Annotated in this window: 12 protein-coding genes and 1 tRNA gene; 10 read left to right on the top strand and 3 right to left on the bottom strand. The window is 73.9% G+C overall.

The annotated features are described in order from the left end of the window. Window positions 1-271 precede the first annotated feature (271 nt). The 4 genes from KUM38_RS20010 to KUM38_RS19995 all read left to right on the top strand — a co-directional run bounded on the left by KUM38_RS20010 (window position 272) and on the right by KUM38_RS19995 (window position 7,058). Window positions 272-1,165 (top strand): xanthine dehydrogenase family protein subunit M, encoded by an 894-nt coding sequence (locus KUM38_RS20010; RefSeq protein ID WP_217130770.1) that lies wholly within the window; start codon window positions 272-274, stop codon window positions 1,163-1,165. Next, window positions 1,162-3,342, top strand: a complete 2,181-nt coding sequence (locus KUM38_RS20005) for a 2Fe-2S iron-sulfur cluster-binding protein (protein ID WP_217130769.1) — start codon at window positions 1,162-1,164, stop codon at window positions 3,340-3,342. The genes KUM38_RS20010 and KUM38_RS20005 overlap by 4 nt, the downstream gene beginning before the upstream one ends. Further along, window positions 3,339-5,654 carry a molybdopterin cofactor-binding domain-containing protein gene (locus KUM38_RS20000; protein ID WP_217130768.1) on the top strand — a complete coding sequence of 772 codons (2,316 nt, stop codon included), beginning with the start codon at window positions 3,339-3,341 and terminating at the stop codon, window positions 5,652-5,654. The genes KUM38_RS20005 and KUM38_RS20000 overlap by 4 nt, the downstream gene beginning before the upstream one ends. 228 nt (window positions 5,655-5,882) lie before the next feature. Beyond that, entirely contained in the window at window positions 5,883-7,058 is a 1,176-nt protein-coding gene (locus KUM38_RS19995) for an SUKH-4 family immunity protein (RefSeq protein ID WP_217130767.1), read from the top strand. A gap of 104 nt (window positions 7,059-7,162) precedes the next feature. Here the strand turns inward: KUM38_RS19995 and KUM38_RS19990 are convergent. Then, window positions 7,163-7,234 (bottom strand) — tRNA-Cys (locus tag KUM38_RS19990). 220 nt (window positions 7,235-7,454) lie between these two features. On the opposite strand from KUM38_RS19990, the gene KUM38_RS19985 reads away from it, so the two are divergent. The 6 genes from KUM38_RS19985 (at window position 7,455) to KUM38_RS19960 (ending at window position 13,248) form a co-directional block, all read left to right on the top strand. Next, entirely contained in the window at window positions 7,455-8,915 is a 1,461-nt protein-coding gene (locus KUM38_RS19985) for an MFS transporter (RefSeq protein ID WP_217130766.1), read from the top strand. A 41-nt stretch (window positions 8,916-8,956) separates the two neighbouring features. Further along, window positions 8,957-9,157, top strand: coding sequence for a hypothetical protein (locus KUM38_RS19980; protein ID WP_217130765.1), 201 nt, complete (start codon window positions 8,957-8,959; stop codon window positions 9,155-9,157). Next, the gene (locus KUM38_RS19975; RefSeq protein ID WP_217130764.1) at window positions 9,154-9,528 is read left to right on the top strand and encodes a type II toxin-antitoxin system death-on-curing family toxin; all 375 of its coding nucleotides are present in this window, start codon (window positions 9,154-9,156) and stop codon (window positions 9,526-9,528) included. Before KUM38_RS19980 ends, KUM38_RS19975 begins: the two co-directional genes overlap by 4 nt. Before the next feature lie 106 nt (window positions 9,529-9,634). Next, window positions 9,635-11,431, top strand: a complete 1,797-nt coding sequence (locus KUM38_RS19970) for a DEAD/DEAH box helicase (protein WP_217130788.1) — start codon at window positions 9,635-9,637, stop codon at window positions 11,429-11,431. Between the two features lie 276 nt (window positions 11,432-11,707). Further along, window positions 11,708-12,349, top strand: a complete 642-nt coding sequence (locus KUM38_RS19965; RefSeq protein ID WP_217130763.1) for an IclR family transcriptional regulator — start codon at window positions 11,708-11,710, stop codon at window positions 12,347-12,349. Window positions 12,350-12,456: 107 nt separating this feature from the next. Next, window positions 12,457-13,248, top strand: coding sequence for a S16 family serine protease (locus KUM38_RS19960; protein ID WP_217130762.1), 792 nt, complete (start codon window positions 12,457-12,459; stop codon window positions 13,246-13,248). On the opposite strand, the gene KUM38_RS19955 is transcribed toward KUM38_RS19960, so the two are convergent. Both KUM38_RS19955 and KUM38_RS19950 read right to left on the bottom strand, forming a co-directional pair. Further along, the gene (locus KUM38_RS19955) at window positions 13,245-14,213 is read right to left on the bottom strand and encodes a glycine betaine ABC transporter substrate-binding protein (RefSeq protein ID WP_217130761.1); all 969 of its coding nucleotides are present in this window, start codon (window positions 14,211-14,213) and stop codon (window positions 13,245-13,247) included. The genes KUM38_RS19960 and KUM38_RS19955 overlap by 4 nt on opposite strands. Next, the gene (locus tag KUM38_RS19950) at window positions 14,210-15,031 is read right to left on the bottom strand and encodes an ABC transporter permease (RefSeq protein ID WP_217130760.1); all 822 of its coding nucleotides are present in this window, start codon (window positions 15,029-15,031) and stop codon (window positions 14,210-14,212) included. Before KUM38_RS19950 ends, KUM38_RS19955 begins: the two co-directional genes overlap by 4 nt. Between the last annotated feature and the right edge of the window lie 36 nt (window positions 15,032-15,067).

Genomic DNA, 15,067 nt, shown 5'->3' with positions numbered 1-15,067 from the left:
CCCGAACGGGGTGCGCGCATCTGTTCGTCCCGCGTCGAACGGGTCATGCGAAACGGGCGCAAAGGTCACCGAAAAGTGACAATCGGAAGCGTACCGGTGGCGCGGGGGGAAACCGGCCGCGCCCGGGGTGAGGTGGGCGAACGCCTCCTAGCGGACCCCCGTCCTCGGCACCTGCCAAGATGTGCCAGAGTTGCCACGTCCGCCCTGTCAGGCCGTACGGTACGGCAGCACAGGTGGGACCAGGTGGGGCAGCGGGAAGGGGCAGCCGGACTTGAGCACGCACGCACCGCAGGCGGCGCAGGCCGTGACACTGCCCACGACGCTCGACGAGGCCGTGGCGGCCCTCACGGCGATGCCCGCCGCCGTGCCCGTCGCGGGCGGCACCGACCTGATGGCCGCCGTCAACTCCGGGCAGCTCAGGCCCGCCGCGCTGGTCGGCCTCGGCAAGATCAGCGAGATCCGCGGCTGGCAGTACCTGGACGGACACGCGCTGCTCGGCGCCGGTCTCACCCACGCCCGCATGGGCCGCCCCGACTTCGCCGCCCTCATCCCGGCGCTCGCCGCCTCCGCGCGGGCCGCCGGACCGCCGCACATCCGCAACGCGGGCACCCTGGGCGGCAACATCGCCTCCGCCGCCCCCACCGGGGACGCGCTGCCCGTGCTGGCCGCGCTGGAGGCGACGCTGATCATCGCGGGCCCGGGCGGCGCCCGCCGCGAACTCCCGGTGTCGCACCTGCTGGCCGGGATGGACCTGTTGCGCCCCGGCGAACTCATCGGCTACGTGCGCGTGCCGCTGCTGCACGCCCCCCAGGTCTTCCTCAAGGCGACCGGCCGCACCGGCCCCGGCCGCGCGGTCGCCTCCGTCGCCCTCGTGCTCGACCCCGCGCGGCGCGGGGTGCGCTGCGCGGTGGGCGCCATAGCGCCGATGCCGCTCAGGCCCCTGGACGCCGAGCAGTGGGTCGCGCAGCTCATCGACTGGGACAACGACCGCGCGATCGTGCCCGAGGCACTGAACGCGTTCGGGGAGTACGTCGCCGCGGCCTGCATCCCCGACGCCGCACCCGGCGAGGACGGCACCGTCCCACCGCTTCCGCCCGCGGTACTGCACCTGCGGCGCACCGTCGCCGCGCTGGCCCGACGAGCACTGGGGAGGGCGCTGTCGTGACCGACGACCAGCACGGACAGGGCACGCCCCCGGGCGGCAGCCGCTGGGACCCGCTGCCCCAGGGCGACTACGACGACGGCGCCACGGCCTTCGTGAACCTCCCCGAGGGCGGCATCGACGCCCTGCTGGACTCCATGGAGAGCCCGCTCGCCGCGCCCGGCCACGGCTATGTGCCGCCGCAGATCACGGTCGACCCGGTGGCCGCCGCGGGCACCGACCCGGCGGCCACCGGTTCCTGGGGGGTGCCCGGCGCGCCCGTCGACGGCGCCCAGTGGCACGAGCCCGAGGCGGGTGCGGCGCCGGGGGACCGGTTCACGTACACCCCCGGCGCGACCGGGCAGTGGGCCTTCGAGGAGCGGGCCGCGGAGAACCCGGCGCCGGGGCACGACGTCACCGGCCAGTGGTCGATCCCCGTGGCCGACGGCGACCTGCCGGACGAGTCGGGCGAGTTCACCACGTCCGCCCTGGTCGAGCAGTGGGGCGGCACCCCGCCGGCCACCCTCCCGGGCGGCGCCCCCGCCCCCTGGGCGCCCGCTCAGGCCATCGGCAGCCCGTGGGGGCCCGGCGTGCCCGGGGTCCCGCAGGACGGGGACCAGGAGCCGCGGGGCGGCGAACACGGCCCCGCGCAGGACCGGCAGGAGCCCGGCCCCCGGCCCCACACCGACGTCCCCGCGCACCGGCAGCCGCCCGGCGCGGGCACGTACGGCGGGCAGCCCCTGCCTCCCGCCGCACCACTGCCGTACGCCGAGCCCGGCGGCCGGGACGCGGGTCCCGTGCCCGGCCAGGACGTGTACGGCGGGACGCCCGCCCAGGGCACGCCCGTACGGCCTGTCGACGAGCACGCGCAGGGAGGGCCGGACGCCGGTCCCGCGCCCGAACGGGCGCCGGGGCAGCCCGGAGCGGGCCTCCCGCCCGGTCAGGACGTGTACGGCGGGACGCCCGCCCAGGGCACGCCCGTACCGCCGGCCGGTGAGCATGCGCAGGGAGGGCCGGACGCCGGTCCCGCGCCGGAGTCCTTCGCCCCGTCCGCGCACGCCCCGGAACCCCACGGCGAGCCCGGTCCGGGCGACGGCACCGCACCCCGGCAGCCGTCCGGCGAGGCCGGGTACGGCGGGGAGTCCGGGCACGCCGGGCCCCGGTCGACCGGTGTTCCCCAGCCGTTCGCCGCCGAGGGGTACCCGGAGCCGCAGTGGCGGTCCGGGGCGGAGGCCGCCGAGGACGCCCCGGCCGGACTCCGGGAGCACCCGCACCCCGGCGGCCAGGACGCCCCGGAGCCCGCGTCCGGGGCCGGTGAGGCGCCCGCGGACGCCGCGGACGCCCACGGGGCCCCCGAGGCCGCCGAGGGCCCGTCAGAGCCCTCCGCGGCCCCCGCCGGGCCCGCTCCGGACGCGGAGCCGACGACGGGGCCCGCCGACGCCGAGCCCCCGAACGCCGACACGGCACCCGGCGCTCCGGACACCCCGGACATCTCGGACGACCAGGGCGAACCGGGTGCACCGCACGCGGCGGACGACGCGCCGCCACCGCACGACGACCACCCCCTCGCCTCCTACGTGCTCCGCGTCAACGGCACCGACCGGCCCGTCACCGACGCCTGGATCGGCGAGTCGCTGCTCTACGTGCTGCGCGAGCGGCTCGGTCTCGCCGGTGCCAAGGACGGCTGCTCGCAGGGCGAGTGCGGGGCCTGCAACGTGCAGGTCGACGGCCGGCTCGTGGCGTCCTGCCTGGTCCCGGCCGTCACCGCGGCCGGCAGCGAGGTCCGTACCGTCGAAGGACTGGCGCAGGACGGCCGGCCCTCCGACGTGCAGCGGGCGCTCGCGCGGTGCGGCGCCGTGCAGTGCGGCTTCTGCGTGCCGGGCATGGCGATGACCGTGCACGACCTCCTCGAGGGCAACCCCGCGCCCACCGAGCTGGAGACCCGCCAGGCCCTGTGCGGCAACCTCTGCCGCTGCTCCGGCTACCGGGGCGTGGTGAACGCCGTCAAGGAGGTCGTCGCCGAGCGCGAGGCGCACGCCGCGGCCACCGAGGACGACTCCGACGGCGAGGCGGACCCGCCCCGCATCCCGCACCAGGCGGGCCCCGGCGCCGGCGGCGTCAACCCCTCGGCGCTCGGCACCCCCGGACCCGACGAGCAGCCCCATGACCAGCCCTACGGCCAGGACGGAGGCCAGGCGTGACCAACGAAGCAGCCACCGCGCAGGCCGTACAGGCCGCGGAGGCCGCCCCCGAGCCGGAACCGCTCCCGCACGGACTCGGCGTCTCCCTCCCGGCCGCCGACGCCCGCGCCAAGACCGAGGGAACCTTCCCGTACGCCGCCGACCTGTGGGCCGAGGGCCTGCTGTGGGCGGCCGTGCTGCGCTCGCCGCACCCGCACGCGCGCATCGTGTCCATCGACACCACCCACGCGCGGGAGATGCCCGGCGTCCGCGCGGTGGTCACGCACGAGGACGTCCCCGGCGACCCGCTGCACGGCCGCGGCACGGCCGACCGCCCGGTCTTCGCCTCCGAGGTCGTGCGCCACCACGGCGAGCCCATCGCGGCCGTCGCGGCCGACCACCCGGACACCGCGCGGATGGCCGCCGCCGCCGTCATCGTCGAGTACGAGGTGCTCGACCCGGTGACCGACCCCGAGCAGGCCTTCGAGGCCGAACCGCTGCACCCCGACGGCAACCTGATCCGGCACATCCCGCTGCGCCACGGCGACCCCGACGCGGCCGGCGAGATCGTCGTCGAGGGCCTGTACCGCATCGGCCGCCAGGACCCCGCCCCCATCGGCGCCGAGGCCGGACTCGCCGTGCCCCGCCCGGACGGCGGCGTCGAGCTGTACCTGGCCTCCACCGACCCGCACGGTGACCGGGACACCGCCGCCGCCGCGTTCGGCCTGGCACCCGAACGGGTGAAGGTCGTCGTCACCGGGGTGCCCGGCGCCACCGCCGACCGCGAGGACCGGAGCTTCCAGCTCCCGCTCGGCCTGCTGGCGCTGAGGACCGGCTGCCCGGTGAAACTCACCGCCACGCGCGAGGAGTCCTTCCTCGGCCACACCCACCGCCACCCCACGCTGCTGCGCTACCGCCACCACGCCGACGCCGAGGGCAGACTGGTGAAGGTCGAGGCGCAGATCCTGCTCGACGCGGGCGCCTACGCCGACACCTCCTCCGACGCCCTCGCCGCCGCCGTCGCCTTCGCCTGCGGCCCGTACGCCGTCCCCAACGCCTTCATCGAGGGCTGGGCCGTCCGCACCAACAACCCGCCCTCCGGCCACGTGCGCGGCGAGGGCGCGATGCAGGTGTGCGCCGCCTACGAGGCGCAGATGGACAAGCTGGCCAAGAAGCTCGGCGTCGACCCGGCGGACGTGCGGATGCGCAACGTGATGGCCACCGGCGACGTCCTGCCCACCGGCCAGACGGTGACCTGCCCGGCCCCGGTCGCGGAACTCCTCGAGGCGGTGCGGGACTTCCCGCTGCCGCCGCTGCCCAAGGACACCCCCGAGGACGAGTGGCTGCTGCCCGGCGGCCCCGAGGGCGCGGGCGAACCGGGCGCGGTCCGCCGGGGCGTGGGCTACGGCCTCGGCATGGTGCACATGCTCGGCGCGGAGGGCGCGGACGAGGTGTCCACGGCCACCGTGCGGGTCCAGGACGGTGTGGCGACGGTGCTGTGCGCGGCCGTGGAGAGCGGCCAGGGCTTCTCCACCCTGGCCCGGCAGATCGTCCAGGAGACCCTCGGCGTCGACGAGGTGCACGTGGTGCCCGTCGACACCGACCAGCCCCCGGCCGGCCCGGGCTGCCGGGGCCGGCACACGTGGGTGTCGGGCGGCGCGGTGGAGCGCGCGGCGAAGATGGTCCGCACCCAGCTCCTCCAGCCCCTCGCGCACAAGTTCGGCATGTCCACCGAGCTGCTCCAGATCACCGACGGCAAGATCACCTCGTACGACGGCGTGCTGTCCACGACCGTGGCCGAGGAGCTGCACGGCAAGGAGCTGTGGGCCACCGCCCAGTGCCGTCCGCACCCGACGGAGCCGCTGGACGGGGCCGGCCAGGGCGACGCCTTCGTCGGCATGGCCTTCTGCGCGATCCGCGCGGTGGTCGACGTCGACATCGAGCTCGGCTCCGTACGGGTCGTGGAGCTGGCGGTCGCCCAGGACGTGGGCCGGGTGCTGAACCCGGCGCAGCTGGCCGCCCGGATCGAGGCGGGCGTGACCCAGGGCCTGGGCGCGGCGCTCACCGAGAACCTGCGCACGCCGCGCGGACTGGTCCGCCACCCCGACCTGACCGGGTACGCCCTCCCGACGGCGCTGGACGCTCCGGACATCCACATCGTGAAGCTGGTCGAGGAGCGGGACGTGGTCGCGCCGTTCGGCGCGAAGGCGGTCAGCGCGGTGCCGGTGGTGACCTCGCCGGCGGCGATCGCCTCCGCCGTACGGGCCGCCACGGGCCGTCCGGTGAACCGTCTGCCGATCCGTCCGCAGGCCGCGGTGGTGACCGGGGGCTGAGCGTCGTTCCGGGCGATTCCCGCGGGAAGGCAACGCAAACGGTTGTTCAGGCGTCTTCTGTGACGGGGGCGTTGCACGCTCCGCCCTCGGTCCGGGGCGTTGTCAGTGGTGCCGCGTAGTGTTCCGAGCAGTGGGGGACGGCTGCCGGGTCCGGGAGGGTCCGGGCCGTCCTGCCCGGGGCGGGACGTTCGCGGGCCCGGGACCGAGCACACGTATCGCGGGGGAATCATGAGCACGACCGACACCGTTGCCACGGCGACGATCACGCTGACCGACGCCGACCTCGATCCCTTTGTCACGCACGCGTCCACGCGCGGCTGGCTGACCGGTCCCGGACTGCCCGCCGACAGTGGCCTGGTCAGCTTCGCGGAGCTGACCCGGCCCGGCGGCCCGCGCACGGTGGGCGACTCGACGGGCGATCCCGGCGACCGGCTCCCCGCGGAGCTGCGCGACCAGCTGGTCATCGGCGGATTGCTGGGCCCGGCCGGTCTGGAGACGGAGTCGGTGTTGCTCGACGGGGCGACCGGCGAGGTGTCCACGACGTTCTTCTTCCACGACCGCCCCGACCTGATGGACCGCCGCCCGCTCGCCCCGTCCCTGCCGACGCTGGTGCGGTTCGCGGCGGCGACGGACGAACTGGCGGGCCTGCGCGGTCAGTTCGCCGCGTACGCGGGCCGGTACGGCACCAAGGCGGTCGCGGAGGCCTCCCGGCAGCTGCTGGCGGTCTTCGAGGAGGGCGCGGACGGGGAACCGGCGCCGTTCTGGCAGATGGCCGCGCTGATCAGGCCGCTGGCCCTGGTGGCGGGTCCCGGTACGGCCTCGGGGCTGGCCCTGGACCTCCCCGTCCGCCTGCTGGACGAGGAGTTCGGCCGGGGCGGAGTGGTCCGCTTCGAGGAGGTCGACTTCCCCGCGACGCTCGACCACGAGCCGACCCGCCGCTTCCTGCGCGAGACGGGCCTGCCGGAGGACGGCTTCCTCTTCCAGCTGGACACCGACCTGCCGCTGCGCACCCTCGCGGAGTACTACGCCGACGAACGCGAGCTCCCCGACGCCCGCCTCCCCGCCCGCGCCGAGCACCTGATACGCCTGGGGTACCTGATCGAGGACAACAGCCTGGTCGTCGACGGCACCACGGGCGCGGTGCTCAACTGGAGCGAACCGGAAGGCGTCCTCTACCCGCTGAACACGGACATCTCCACGCTCGCCTTCACCCTCTGGCTGCTCCACCGCGAGCACGCCATCGACGAGGCGTCGGGCCACGCGCTGACCAGCGACACCTACGACCAGCTGGCGCTGACGATGATCCAGGTCCTGTCCTCCATCGACCCGACGGGCACCACCAGCGACGCGGACTGGCACTACTGGACGGAGCTCTTCCAGGACGAGGCGGGCGGGGTGCTGTAGCGCTCCGCTGGGGGTGCCGATGCGGACGGCGCGTGGTTCTCCGCGCTTCTTCGGGGTGCCGACGGGGCGGGCGGGGCGCTCCGGAGAGCACCCCGCCCGTGCGGAGGCCGTGGCGGGAATCGAACCCGCGTTATTCGATTTGCAGTCGAACCCCTGGGCCACTCGGGCACACGGCCGTGTCGGGGGCGAAGCACCGTGGGGCGCCTCGCCGTTCCGAACCGGTGGAACGACCGTACGGTGGGCCGGAGGCGGTGCTCAAGGAAACGCCGGGGGCCGCAATACGACTGCCACACGCCGTTCATGGACGAAGGGTCCCGGTCCTACGACCAAGGTCCCGGTGCCGGTCCCGACCCCCGACAGGGGTCAAACCGGGCCGTGGCCCTTACGCTGGCGACCATGACCGCCCCGAACCCGCGTGACACCGATGTCGCCGAGCCCGCCGACGCCCCCTCGCCGGCCGTCACCCCCGACGAGACCGTGCTGAGCGGCCCCTACCGGGCGCTGAGCATCGGCGTCGTCTCCGTGGTGCTGCTGATCGCCTTCGAGGCGACGGCGGTCGGTACGGCGATGCCGGTGGCGGCGCGCGAGCTGGACGGGGTGTCGTTGTACGCGTTCGCGTTCTCGGGGTACTTCACGACCAGCCTGTTCGGCATGGTGCTGTCCGGCCAGTGGTCGGACCGGCGGGGCCCGCTCGCGCCGCTGACCTGGGGCATCGCCTCCTTCGGAGCCGGACTGCTGCTCGCCGGGACGGCCGGGGCGATGTGGCTGTTCATCCTGGGGCGGGCCGTGCAGGGACTCGGCGGCGGACTGGTGATCGTCGCGCTGTACGTCATCGTCGGGCGGGCCTACCCGGAGCGGCTGCGGCCGGCGATCATGGCGGCGTTCGCGGCGAGCTGGGTGGTGCCGTCGATCGTCGGCCCGCTGGCCTCCGGCGCGGTGACGGAGCACATCGGCTGGCGCTGGGTGTTCCTCGGCATCCCGGTGCTCGTGGTGTTCCCGCTGGCGCTCGCGCTGCCGCAGATACGGCGCCTGGCGTCCGGCCCGGTGAACGGGGACGCGGACGCGCCCGCCTCCTTCGACGGCCGCCGCATCCGCCTGGCCCTGGCGATCTCCCTCGGCGCGGGCCTGCTCCAGTACGCCGCCCAGGACCTGCGCTGGATGTCGCTGCTGCCGGGCGCGCTGGGCGTGGCCCTGCTCGTCCCGGCCGTGCTCGGCCTGCTCCCGCGCGGCACGTACCGGGCGGCGCGCGGACTGCCCTCGGTCGTCCTGCTGCGCGGAGTCGCCGCCGGCTCCTTCATCGCGGCGGAGTCCTTCGTCCCGCTGATGCTGGTCACCCAGCGCGGGCTCAGCCCCACCCTCGCCGGCTTCTCCCTCGCGGCCGGCGGCGGCACCTGGGCCCTGGGCTCCTGGGTGCAGTCCCGGCCCCGCCTGGAGCCGTACCGGGAGCGTCTGATGACCCTCGGGATGGTGCTGGTGGCGGCGGCCATCGCCGCGGCGCCCAGCGTGCTGGTCGACGCCGTGCCGGCCTGGACGGTGGCGGTCGCCTGGGCGTTCGGCTGCCTCGGCATGGGCCTGGTGATCTCCTCCACCAGCGTGCTGCTGCTCCAGCTCTCCGCCCCCGAGGAGGCCGGCGCCAACTCCGCCGCCCTGCAGATCTCCGACGGCCTGTCCAACGTCATCCTGCTGGCCGCCGGGGGAGCGGCCTTCGCGGCCCTGGGCGGCGGCACGGCCGGCCACGCGGCCACGGAGGCCACCGGCTCCCACCCGGCCGCCTTCGCGGCGGTGTTCCTGCCGATGGCGGCGGTGGCGCTGGCGGGGGCGTGGGTGGCCACGCGGGTGCGGGAGCGCGCATCGTAAACCTTTCGTCGCCATGTGATCGCGGACAGTAGCCTTCCGTCATGTCCGAACTCGTTCTTCGCCTCGACCCCGCCGTACGGCAGGCCCTCCACGACCTTGCTGACGCGCAGGACCGCGCTCCGGAGGAGGTCGCGCGGGAAGCACTGTGCCGCCACCTGCACGCTGAGGGCATGGCGGTACGTGCCGTCGCCGAGCGCATCGCGCGGGAGCACGCCGAGCTGCTGAGGAGGCTCGGCGAATGACCCGGCACCTCACCGTCGACGAGGTCACGGCCATCGCCGAGGTCGCCTTCGGCGGGCAGCCGCCCGAGACGCGGGCGCCGGGGCTGCCGGCCTCGGCCGTGCACCGTCCGCGCGCCCGCATGTTCGGCACCGCGGCGTACGAGGATCTGCACGAGCAGGCCGCCGCGCTCCTCCACGCCGTCGCGACGAACCACCCGTTCGTCGACGGCAACAAGCGCACCGCCTGGCCGGCCACCGCCACCTTCCTCGCGGTGAACGGCGTCGACCTCGCCGGCGTGGACCAGGACACGGCGTACACGCTGGTCGTCGACGTGGCCTCCGGGACGGAAAGTGATGTGAGGGGGATCGCGGAGCGGCTGAGGCGGTTGTGATGTGGGTCCCACCCTCGGGTGGTGCGGCCGCGTAGCGGCGTTGACACCTCCGGGCCATCGGTAGGGTGGCCCGGTTGTCATACGCAGCCGAGCCACCCGACCGGAGATCGTGACTACCACCGCCAGCTCCGCCTCGCACCACCTGTCCCCGGCCTTTCCCGGACGTGCCCCCTGGGGCACCGCCGGCAAGCTGCGCGCCTGGCAGCAGGGGGCGATGGAGAAGTACATCCAGACGCAGCCCCGGGACTTCCTGGCGGTCGCCACGCCCGGCGCCGGCAAGACGACGTTCGCGCTGACGCTGGCCTCCTGGCTGCTGCACCACCACGTCGTGCAGCAGGTGACCGTCGTCGCGCCCACCGAGCACCTGAAGAAGCAGTGGGCCGAGGCCGCCGCACGGATAGGCATCAAGCTCGACCCCGAGTACAGCGCGGGCCCGCTCGGCAAGGAGTACGACGGCGTCGCCGTCACGTACGCCGGTGTCGGCGTGCGCCCCATGCTGCACCGCAACCGCGTCGAGCAGCGCAAGACCCTCGTCATCCTCGACGAGATCCACCACGCCGGTGACTCCAAGTCCTGGGGCGAGGCATGTCTGGAGGCGTTCGAGCCGGCCACCCGGCGGCTCGCGCTCACCGGTACGCCGTTCCGCTCCGACACCAACCCCATCCCCTTCGTGACGTACGAGGAGGGCGACGACGGCATCCGGCGGTCGTCCGCCGACTACACCTACGGGTACGGCTCCGCCCTCGCCGACAACGTCGTCCGCCCCGTCATCTTCATGTCGTACAGCGGCAACATGCGCTGGCGCACCAAGGCCGGGGACGAGATCGAGGCGCGCCTCGGCGAGCCCATGACCAAGGACGCCGTCAGCCAGGCCTGGCGCACCGCGCTGGACCCGCGCGGTGAGTGGATGCCGGCCGTGCTGCGCGCCGCCGACCAGCGGCTCACCGAGGTCCGCAAGGCCATCCCGGACGCCGGCGCCCTCGTCATCGCCGCCGACCAGGACTCCGCGCGGGCCTACGCCAAGCTGATCCGCGAGATCACCGGCCACAAGGCCACCGTCGTCCTGTCCGACGACACCGGCGCCTCGAAGCGGATCGACGACTTCAGCGCCGGCGACGACCGCTGGATGGTCGCCGTCCGCATGGTGTCCGAGGGCGTCGACGTCCCCCGCCTCGCGGTCGGCGTGTACGCCACCACCATCTCCACCCCGCTGTTCTTCGCCCAGGCCGTCGGCCGTTTCGTGCGGTCCCGGCGGCGCGGCGAGACCGCGTCCGTGTTCCTGCCGACCATCCCGGACCTGCTCGGCTTCGCCAACGAGATGGAGCGCGAGCGCGACCACGTCCTCGACAAGCCCAAGAAGGAGGGCGAGGAGGACCCGTACGCCGAGTCCGAGAAGGAGATGGAGGAGGCGAACCGGGAGCAGGACGAGGACACCGGCGAGCAGGACATGCTGCCCTTCGAGGCGCTGGAGTCCGACGCCGTCTTCGACCGGGTGATGTACAACGGCGCCGAGTTCGGCATGCAGGCCCACCCCGGCAGCGAGGAGGAGCAGGACTACCTCGGCATCCCCGGACTCCTCGAACCCGACCAGGTGCAGATGCTGCTCCAGAAGCGGCAGGCCCGGCAGATCGCGCACAGCCGCAAGAAGCCGGACACCGAGGCCGATCTGCTCGAACTGCCCGCCGAGCGGCGGCCCGTGGTCTCCCACAAGGAGATGATGGAGCTGCGCAAGCGGCTCAACAACCTCGTCGGCGCGTACGTCCACCAGAGCGGCAAACCGCACGGCGTCATCCACACCGAGCTGCGCCGGGTCTGCGGCGGCCCGCCCTCGGCCGAGGCCACGGCGGGACAGCTGCGCCAGCGGATCGAGAAGGTGCAGGAGTGGGCCACGCGCATGCGGTGACGCTGCGTGTACGTATGAGGACAAACGGAACGACTTCCCTGTGAGAGTGCCCGGATTCTGGACGGAGGCTTCCGCTGACCGGACCGGCTCGCTACTGTCCCGCTACGCACACGCCCCGTGGCAGCGCCGCCGCGGAGCGCAGCCGTGAAGCGACTGTGCCCGGATCACGGCCGGGCCGCCGGCCGATCGGCGGCCTCTGAAGCGCGTGACCGACGGGACTCGGTGACGCATCTGCCGCGAGGGGGCCGCCGACCTCACCACTAAGGAGTGGGCGTCGTGACCGCGGAGACCTCTCAGACGCTCGACAGGGGACTGCGTGTCCTCAAGCTGCTGGCCGATACGGACCACGGGCTGACCGTCACCGAGCTTTCCCACAAACTGGGCGTGAACCGGACTGTTGTATACCGGTTGCTCGCCACGCTGGAGCAGCACGCTCTCGTACGCCGTGATCTGGGCGGACGGGCCCGGGTCGGGCTGGGCGTGCTGAGGCTGGGCCGGCAGGTGCACCCGCTGGTGCGGGAGGCGGCGATGCCGGCGCTGCGGTCGCTGGCGGAGGACATCGGGGCGACCGCGCACCTGACGCTGGTGGACGGGGCGGAGGCGTTGGCGGTGGCCGTGGTGGAGCCGTCGTGGACGGACTACCACGTGGCGTACCGGGCGGGGTTCCGGCACCCGCTGGAGCGGGGTGCCGCGGGGAAGGCGATCCTGTCGGCCCGGCAGCGGCGGGCGGACGATCCCGGATACACGCTGACGCACGGGGAGTTGGAGGCGGGCGCGTGCGGGGCGGCCGCGCCGCTGCTCGGGGTGACCGGGGTCGAGGGCAGCGTGGGCGTGGTCATGCTGGCGGAGGTCGTACCGGAACGGGTCGGCACGAGGGTGATGGACGCGGCCCGCGAGGTCGCGGAGGCGTTGCGCTGAGCCGCCCGTCCCGCGGGCAGTCGTGCCGCTCTGCGGCACGACTGCCCGCGGCGGTGGTGTGTCAGGCGGCACGACTGCCCGCGGTGGTGGCACGTTAGATTGATCCCGTGCTCTCCCGCCTCACGCGTCCCCAAGCCCTCGCCGTACTGGCCGCCCCCGTCGTGGCCCTGCTGGCCACGGCCGCGTTCGCGCCACTCCCCTTCTCCATCGCGCAGCCCGGCATGACCGCGGACGTGCTCGGCGAGAACAAGGGCACCCCGGTCATCACGATCACCGGCGCACCCGTCCGCGAAACCAGCGGACAGCTGCGGATGACCACCATCGTGGCGACCTCCCCGGACACCCGCGTCGACCTCCCGGACGTGATCGACAGCTGGTTCGGCACGGACCGGGCGGTCATGCCCCGTGACTCCGTCTACCCCAGCGGGGACAGCGTCGAGGAGATCAGGCAGTACAACCGCGAGCAGATGGAGGAGTCCCAGGACGAGGCCACCCGGGCCGCCCTGAACCACCTGAACCGCGAGGACGACGACATCGAGGTCGCCCTGAAGCTCGCCGACGTCGGCGGCCCCAGCGCCGGCCTGCTGTTCTCCCTCGGCATCGTCGACAAGCTGAACGGCGACGGCAGCGGCGGCGACCTCACCGGCGGCCGGGTCATCGCCGGTACCGGCACGATCGACGCGGACGGCACCGTCGGCGCGGTCGGCGGCGTACCCCTGAAGACGCAGGCGGCCAAGCGGGACGGCGCCACCGTCTTCCTGGTGCCGAAGGACGAGTGCTCCGACGCCCAGACGGAACTCCCCGAGGGCCTGCGCCTCATCCCGGTCACCACCCTCAAGAGCGCCGTCGACGCGCTGGTCGCCCTGGAGAAGGGCACCGGGAAAGTCCCCGCCTGCTAGCCCTCCTTGACGAACCCTTCCTCCACCATCCAGTCCAGCGCCACCTCGTGCGGGTCCTCCCCGTCGACGTCCACCTTCGCGTTGAGTTCCTGCGCCACGATGTTGTCGAGCTTCGCCGTCACCGGGGCGAGGACCTCCGCGATGGCCGGCCACTTCTCGAAGGTGCCGGAGTTGACCGTCGGCGCCGCGTTGTAGTTGGGGAAGAACTTCCTGTCGTCCTCCAGCACCACCAGGTTCATGGACTTGATGCGCCCGTCGGTCGTGAAGACCTCGCCGTAGGTGCAGGAGCCCTCGGCCGTCTGGGTGTAGATGATCCCGGTGTCCATCTGCGTGACGTTGCGCGCCGGGACGTCCATGTCGTACGCCTTCTCCATGCCCGGCAGTCCGTCCGCGCGGTTGGCGAACTCGCCCTCCACGCACAGCGTCACCGCACCCGGGTCGGACTTCGCCAGCTCCGCCACCTCGGACAGGGTCCGGGTGCGGTACCTCTCGTAGTTCGCCTGGCTCATGGCGAGGGCGTAGGTGTTGTTCAGCTCCGACGGCTCCAGCCAGGTCACCCCGTTCCTCACGTCCGCGTCCCGCACCGCCTCCCACTGCTCGCGCGGGTCCGGGATCGGCCTGCTGTTGCCCTGGTACGTGATCCAGGCCGTGCCCGTGTACTCGAACCCGGCGTCCGCCTCGCCCTTGACGACCGCCTCCCGGGAGCCGACCGAGCCCTGGATGCCGGTCCGGTCGACGACCTCCGCGCCCGCCGCCTGGAAGGCGATGCCCATGATCGCGCCGAGGATCAGCTGCTCGGTGAACTCCTTCGAGGTGACGGTGAGTTTCGCGCCCTCCAGCGGCCTCCCCCTGCCGATGGAGCCCGGTTCCACGTCGTCGACCATGGGGGAGCCGCTGGTCAGCCCGCAGCCCGAGGCCGCCGCCAGCAACGCCCCGGCCAGGAGCAGACACATACGTCGTCTCATGGGCCCGCCTCCAGGCCCCGCGGCCGCAGCAGCAGCTCCACCAGGGAGGCCAGCCAGTCCACCAGCAGCGCGAGGACGACGGTGAGGACCGAGCCCACCACCAGCACCGGCATCCGCTGGCTGGTGATCCCGGTGGTGATCAGCACGCCCAGCCCTCCGCCCCCGCCGAAGGTCGCCAGCGTCGCCGTGCCGACGTTCAGGACGAGCGCCGTCCGCACACCGGCGAGGATGAGGGGGACGGCCAGCGGCAGCTCCACCCGCGTGAGCACGCCCAGCGGGGACATGCCGATGCCGCGCGCCGCCTCCAGCAGCGTCGGGTCGTTGGCCTTCAGACCGGCGATGGTGTTGGACAGCACCGGCAGCACGGCGTAGGCGATGATGCCGATCAGGGCGGCCTTGCGGCCGATGCCCAGCCAGATCACCAGCAGCGCCAGCAGACCGATCGCCGGGGTGGCCTGGCCCATGTTGGCCAGCGTCATCGCCGCCGGGGTGGCCCTGCGGAACATGCGGCGGGTCAGCAGGACGCCTAGCGGGATCGCGATGACCAGCACGAAGAACGTCGAGATCACGGTGAGTTCGATGTGCTGCCACAGCGCCTTGGACACCTGCCCGTTCGACAGCGCGTTGCGGGTGAGCGCGTCGAGGTCCGCCTGCTCGAACCACAGCCAGGTCGCGAGCAGCACGGCGATCAGCACCGCCGGCAGGAGCGTCAGCTTCTGCCAGGTCACCCGGGGCGGCTTCGCGGCCGGGGGCGGGGGAGCGGCCTCCTCCTCGTCCGGCGGCCCGCCGCCCTCGTCCCGGAACGCGAGCCCCCGCACCTCGTGCTCGCCCTCGGGCCGCCACCCAAAAGAGCC

The sequence above is a fragment of the Streptomyces sp. AC558_RSS880 genome (genome assembly GCF_019049255.1).
In the GTDB taxonomy this organism is placed as follows: domain Bacteria; phylum Actinomycetota; class Actinomycetes; order Streptomycetales; family Streptomycetaceae; genus Streptomyces.
This window is presented reverse-complemented; position numbering and strand designations above follow the sequence as displayed.

Bases quoted from the DNA above. Each gene is read 5' to 3' on its own strand.
- KUM38_RS19995 (WP_217130767.1), top strand. From the start codon at position 5,883: ATGAGCACGACCGACACCGTTGCCACGGCGACGATCACGCTGACCGAC.
- KUM38_RS19980 (WP_217130765.1), top strand. From the start codon at position 8,957: ATGTCCGAACTCGTTCTTCGCCTCGACCCCGCCGTACGGCAGGCCCTC.
- KUM38_RS19955 (WP_217130761.1), bottom strand. From the start codon at position 14,213: ATGAGACGACGTATGTGTCTGCTCCTGGCCGGGGCGTTGCTGGCGGCG.
- KUM38_RS19975 (WP_217130764.1), top strand. From the start codon at position 9,154: ATGACCCGGCACCTCACCGTCGACGAGGTCACGGCCATCGCCGAGGTC.
- KUM38_RS19985 (WP_217130766.1), top strand. From the start codon at position 7,455: ATGACCGCCCCGAACCCGCGTGACACCGATGTCGCCGAGCCCGCCGAC.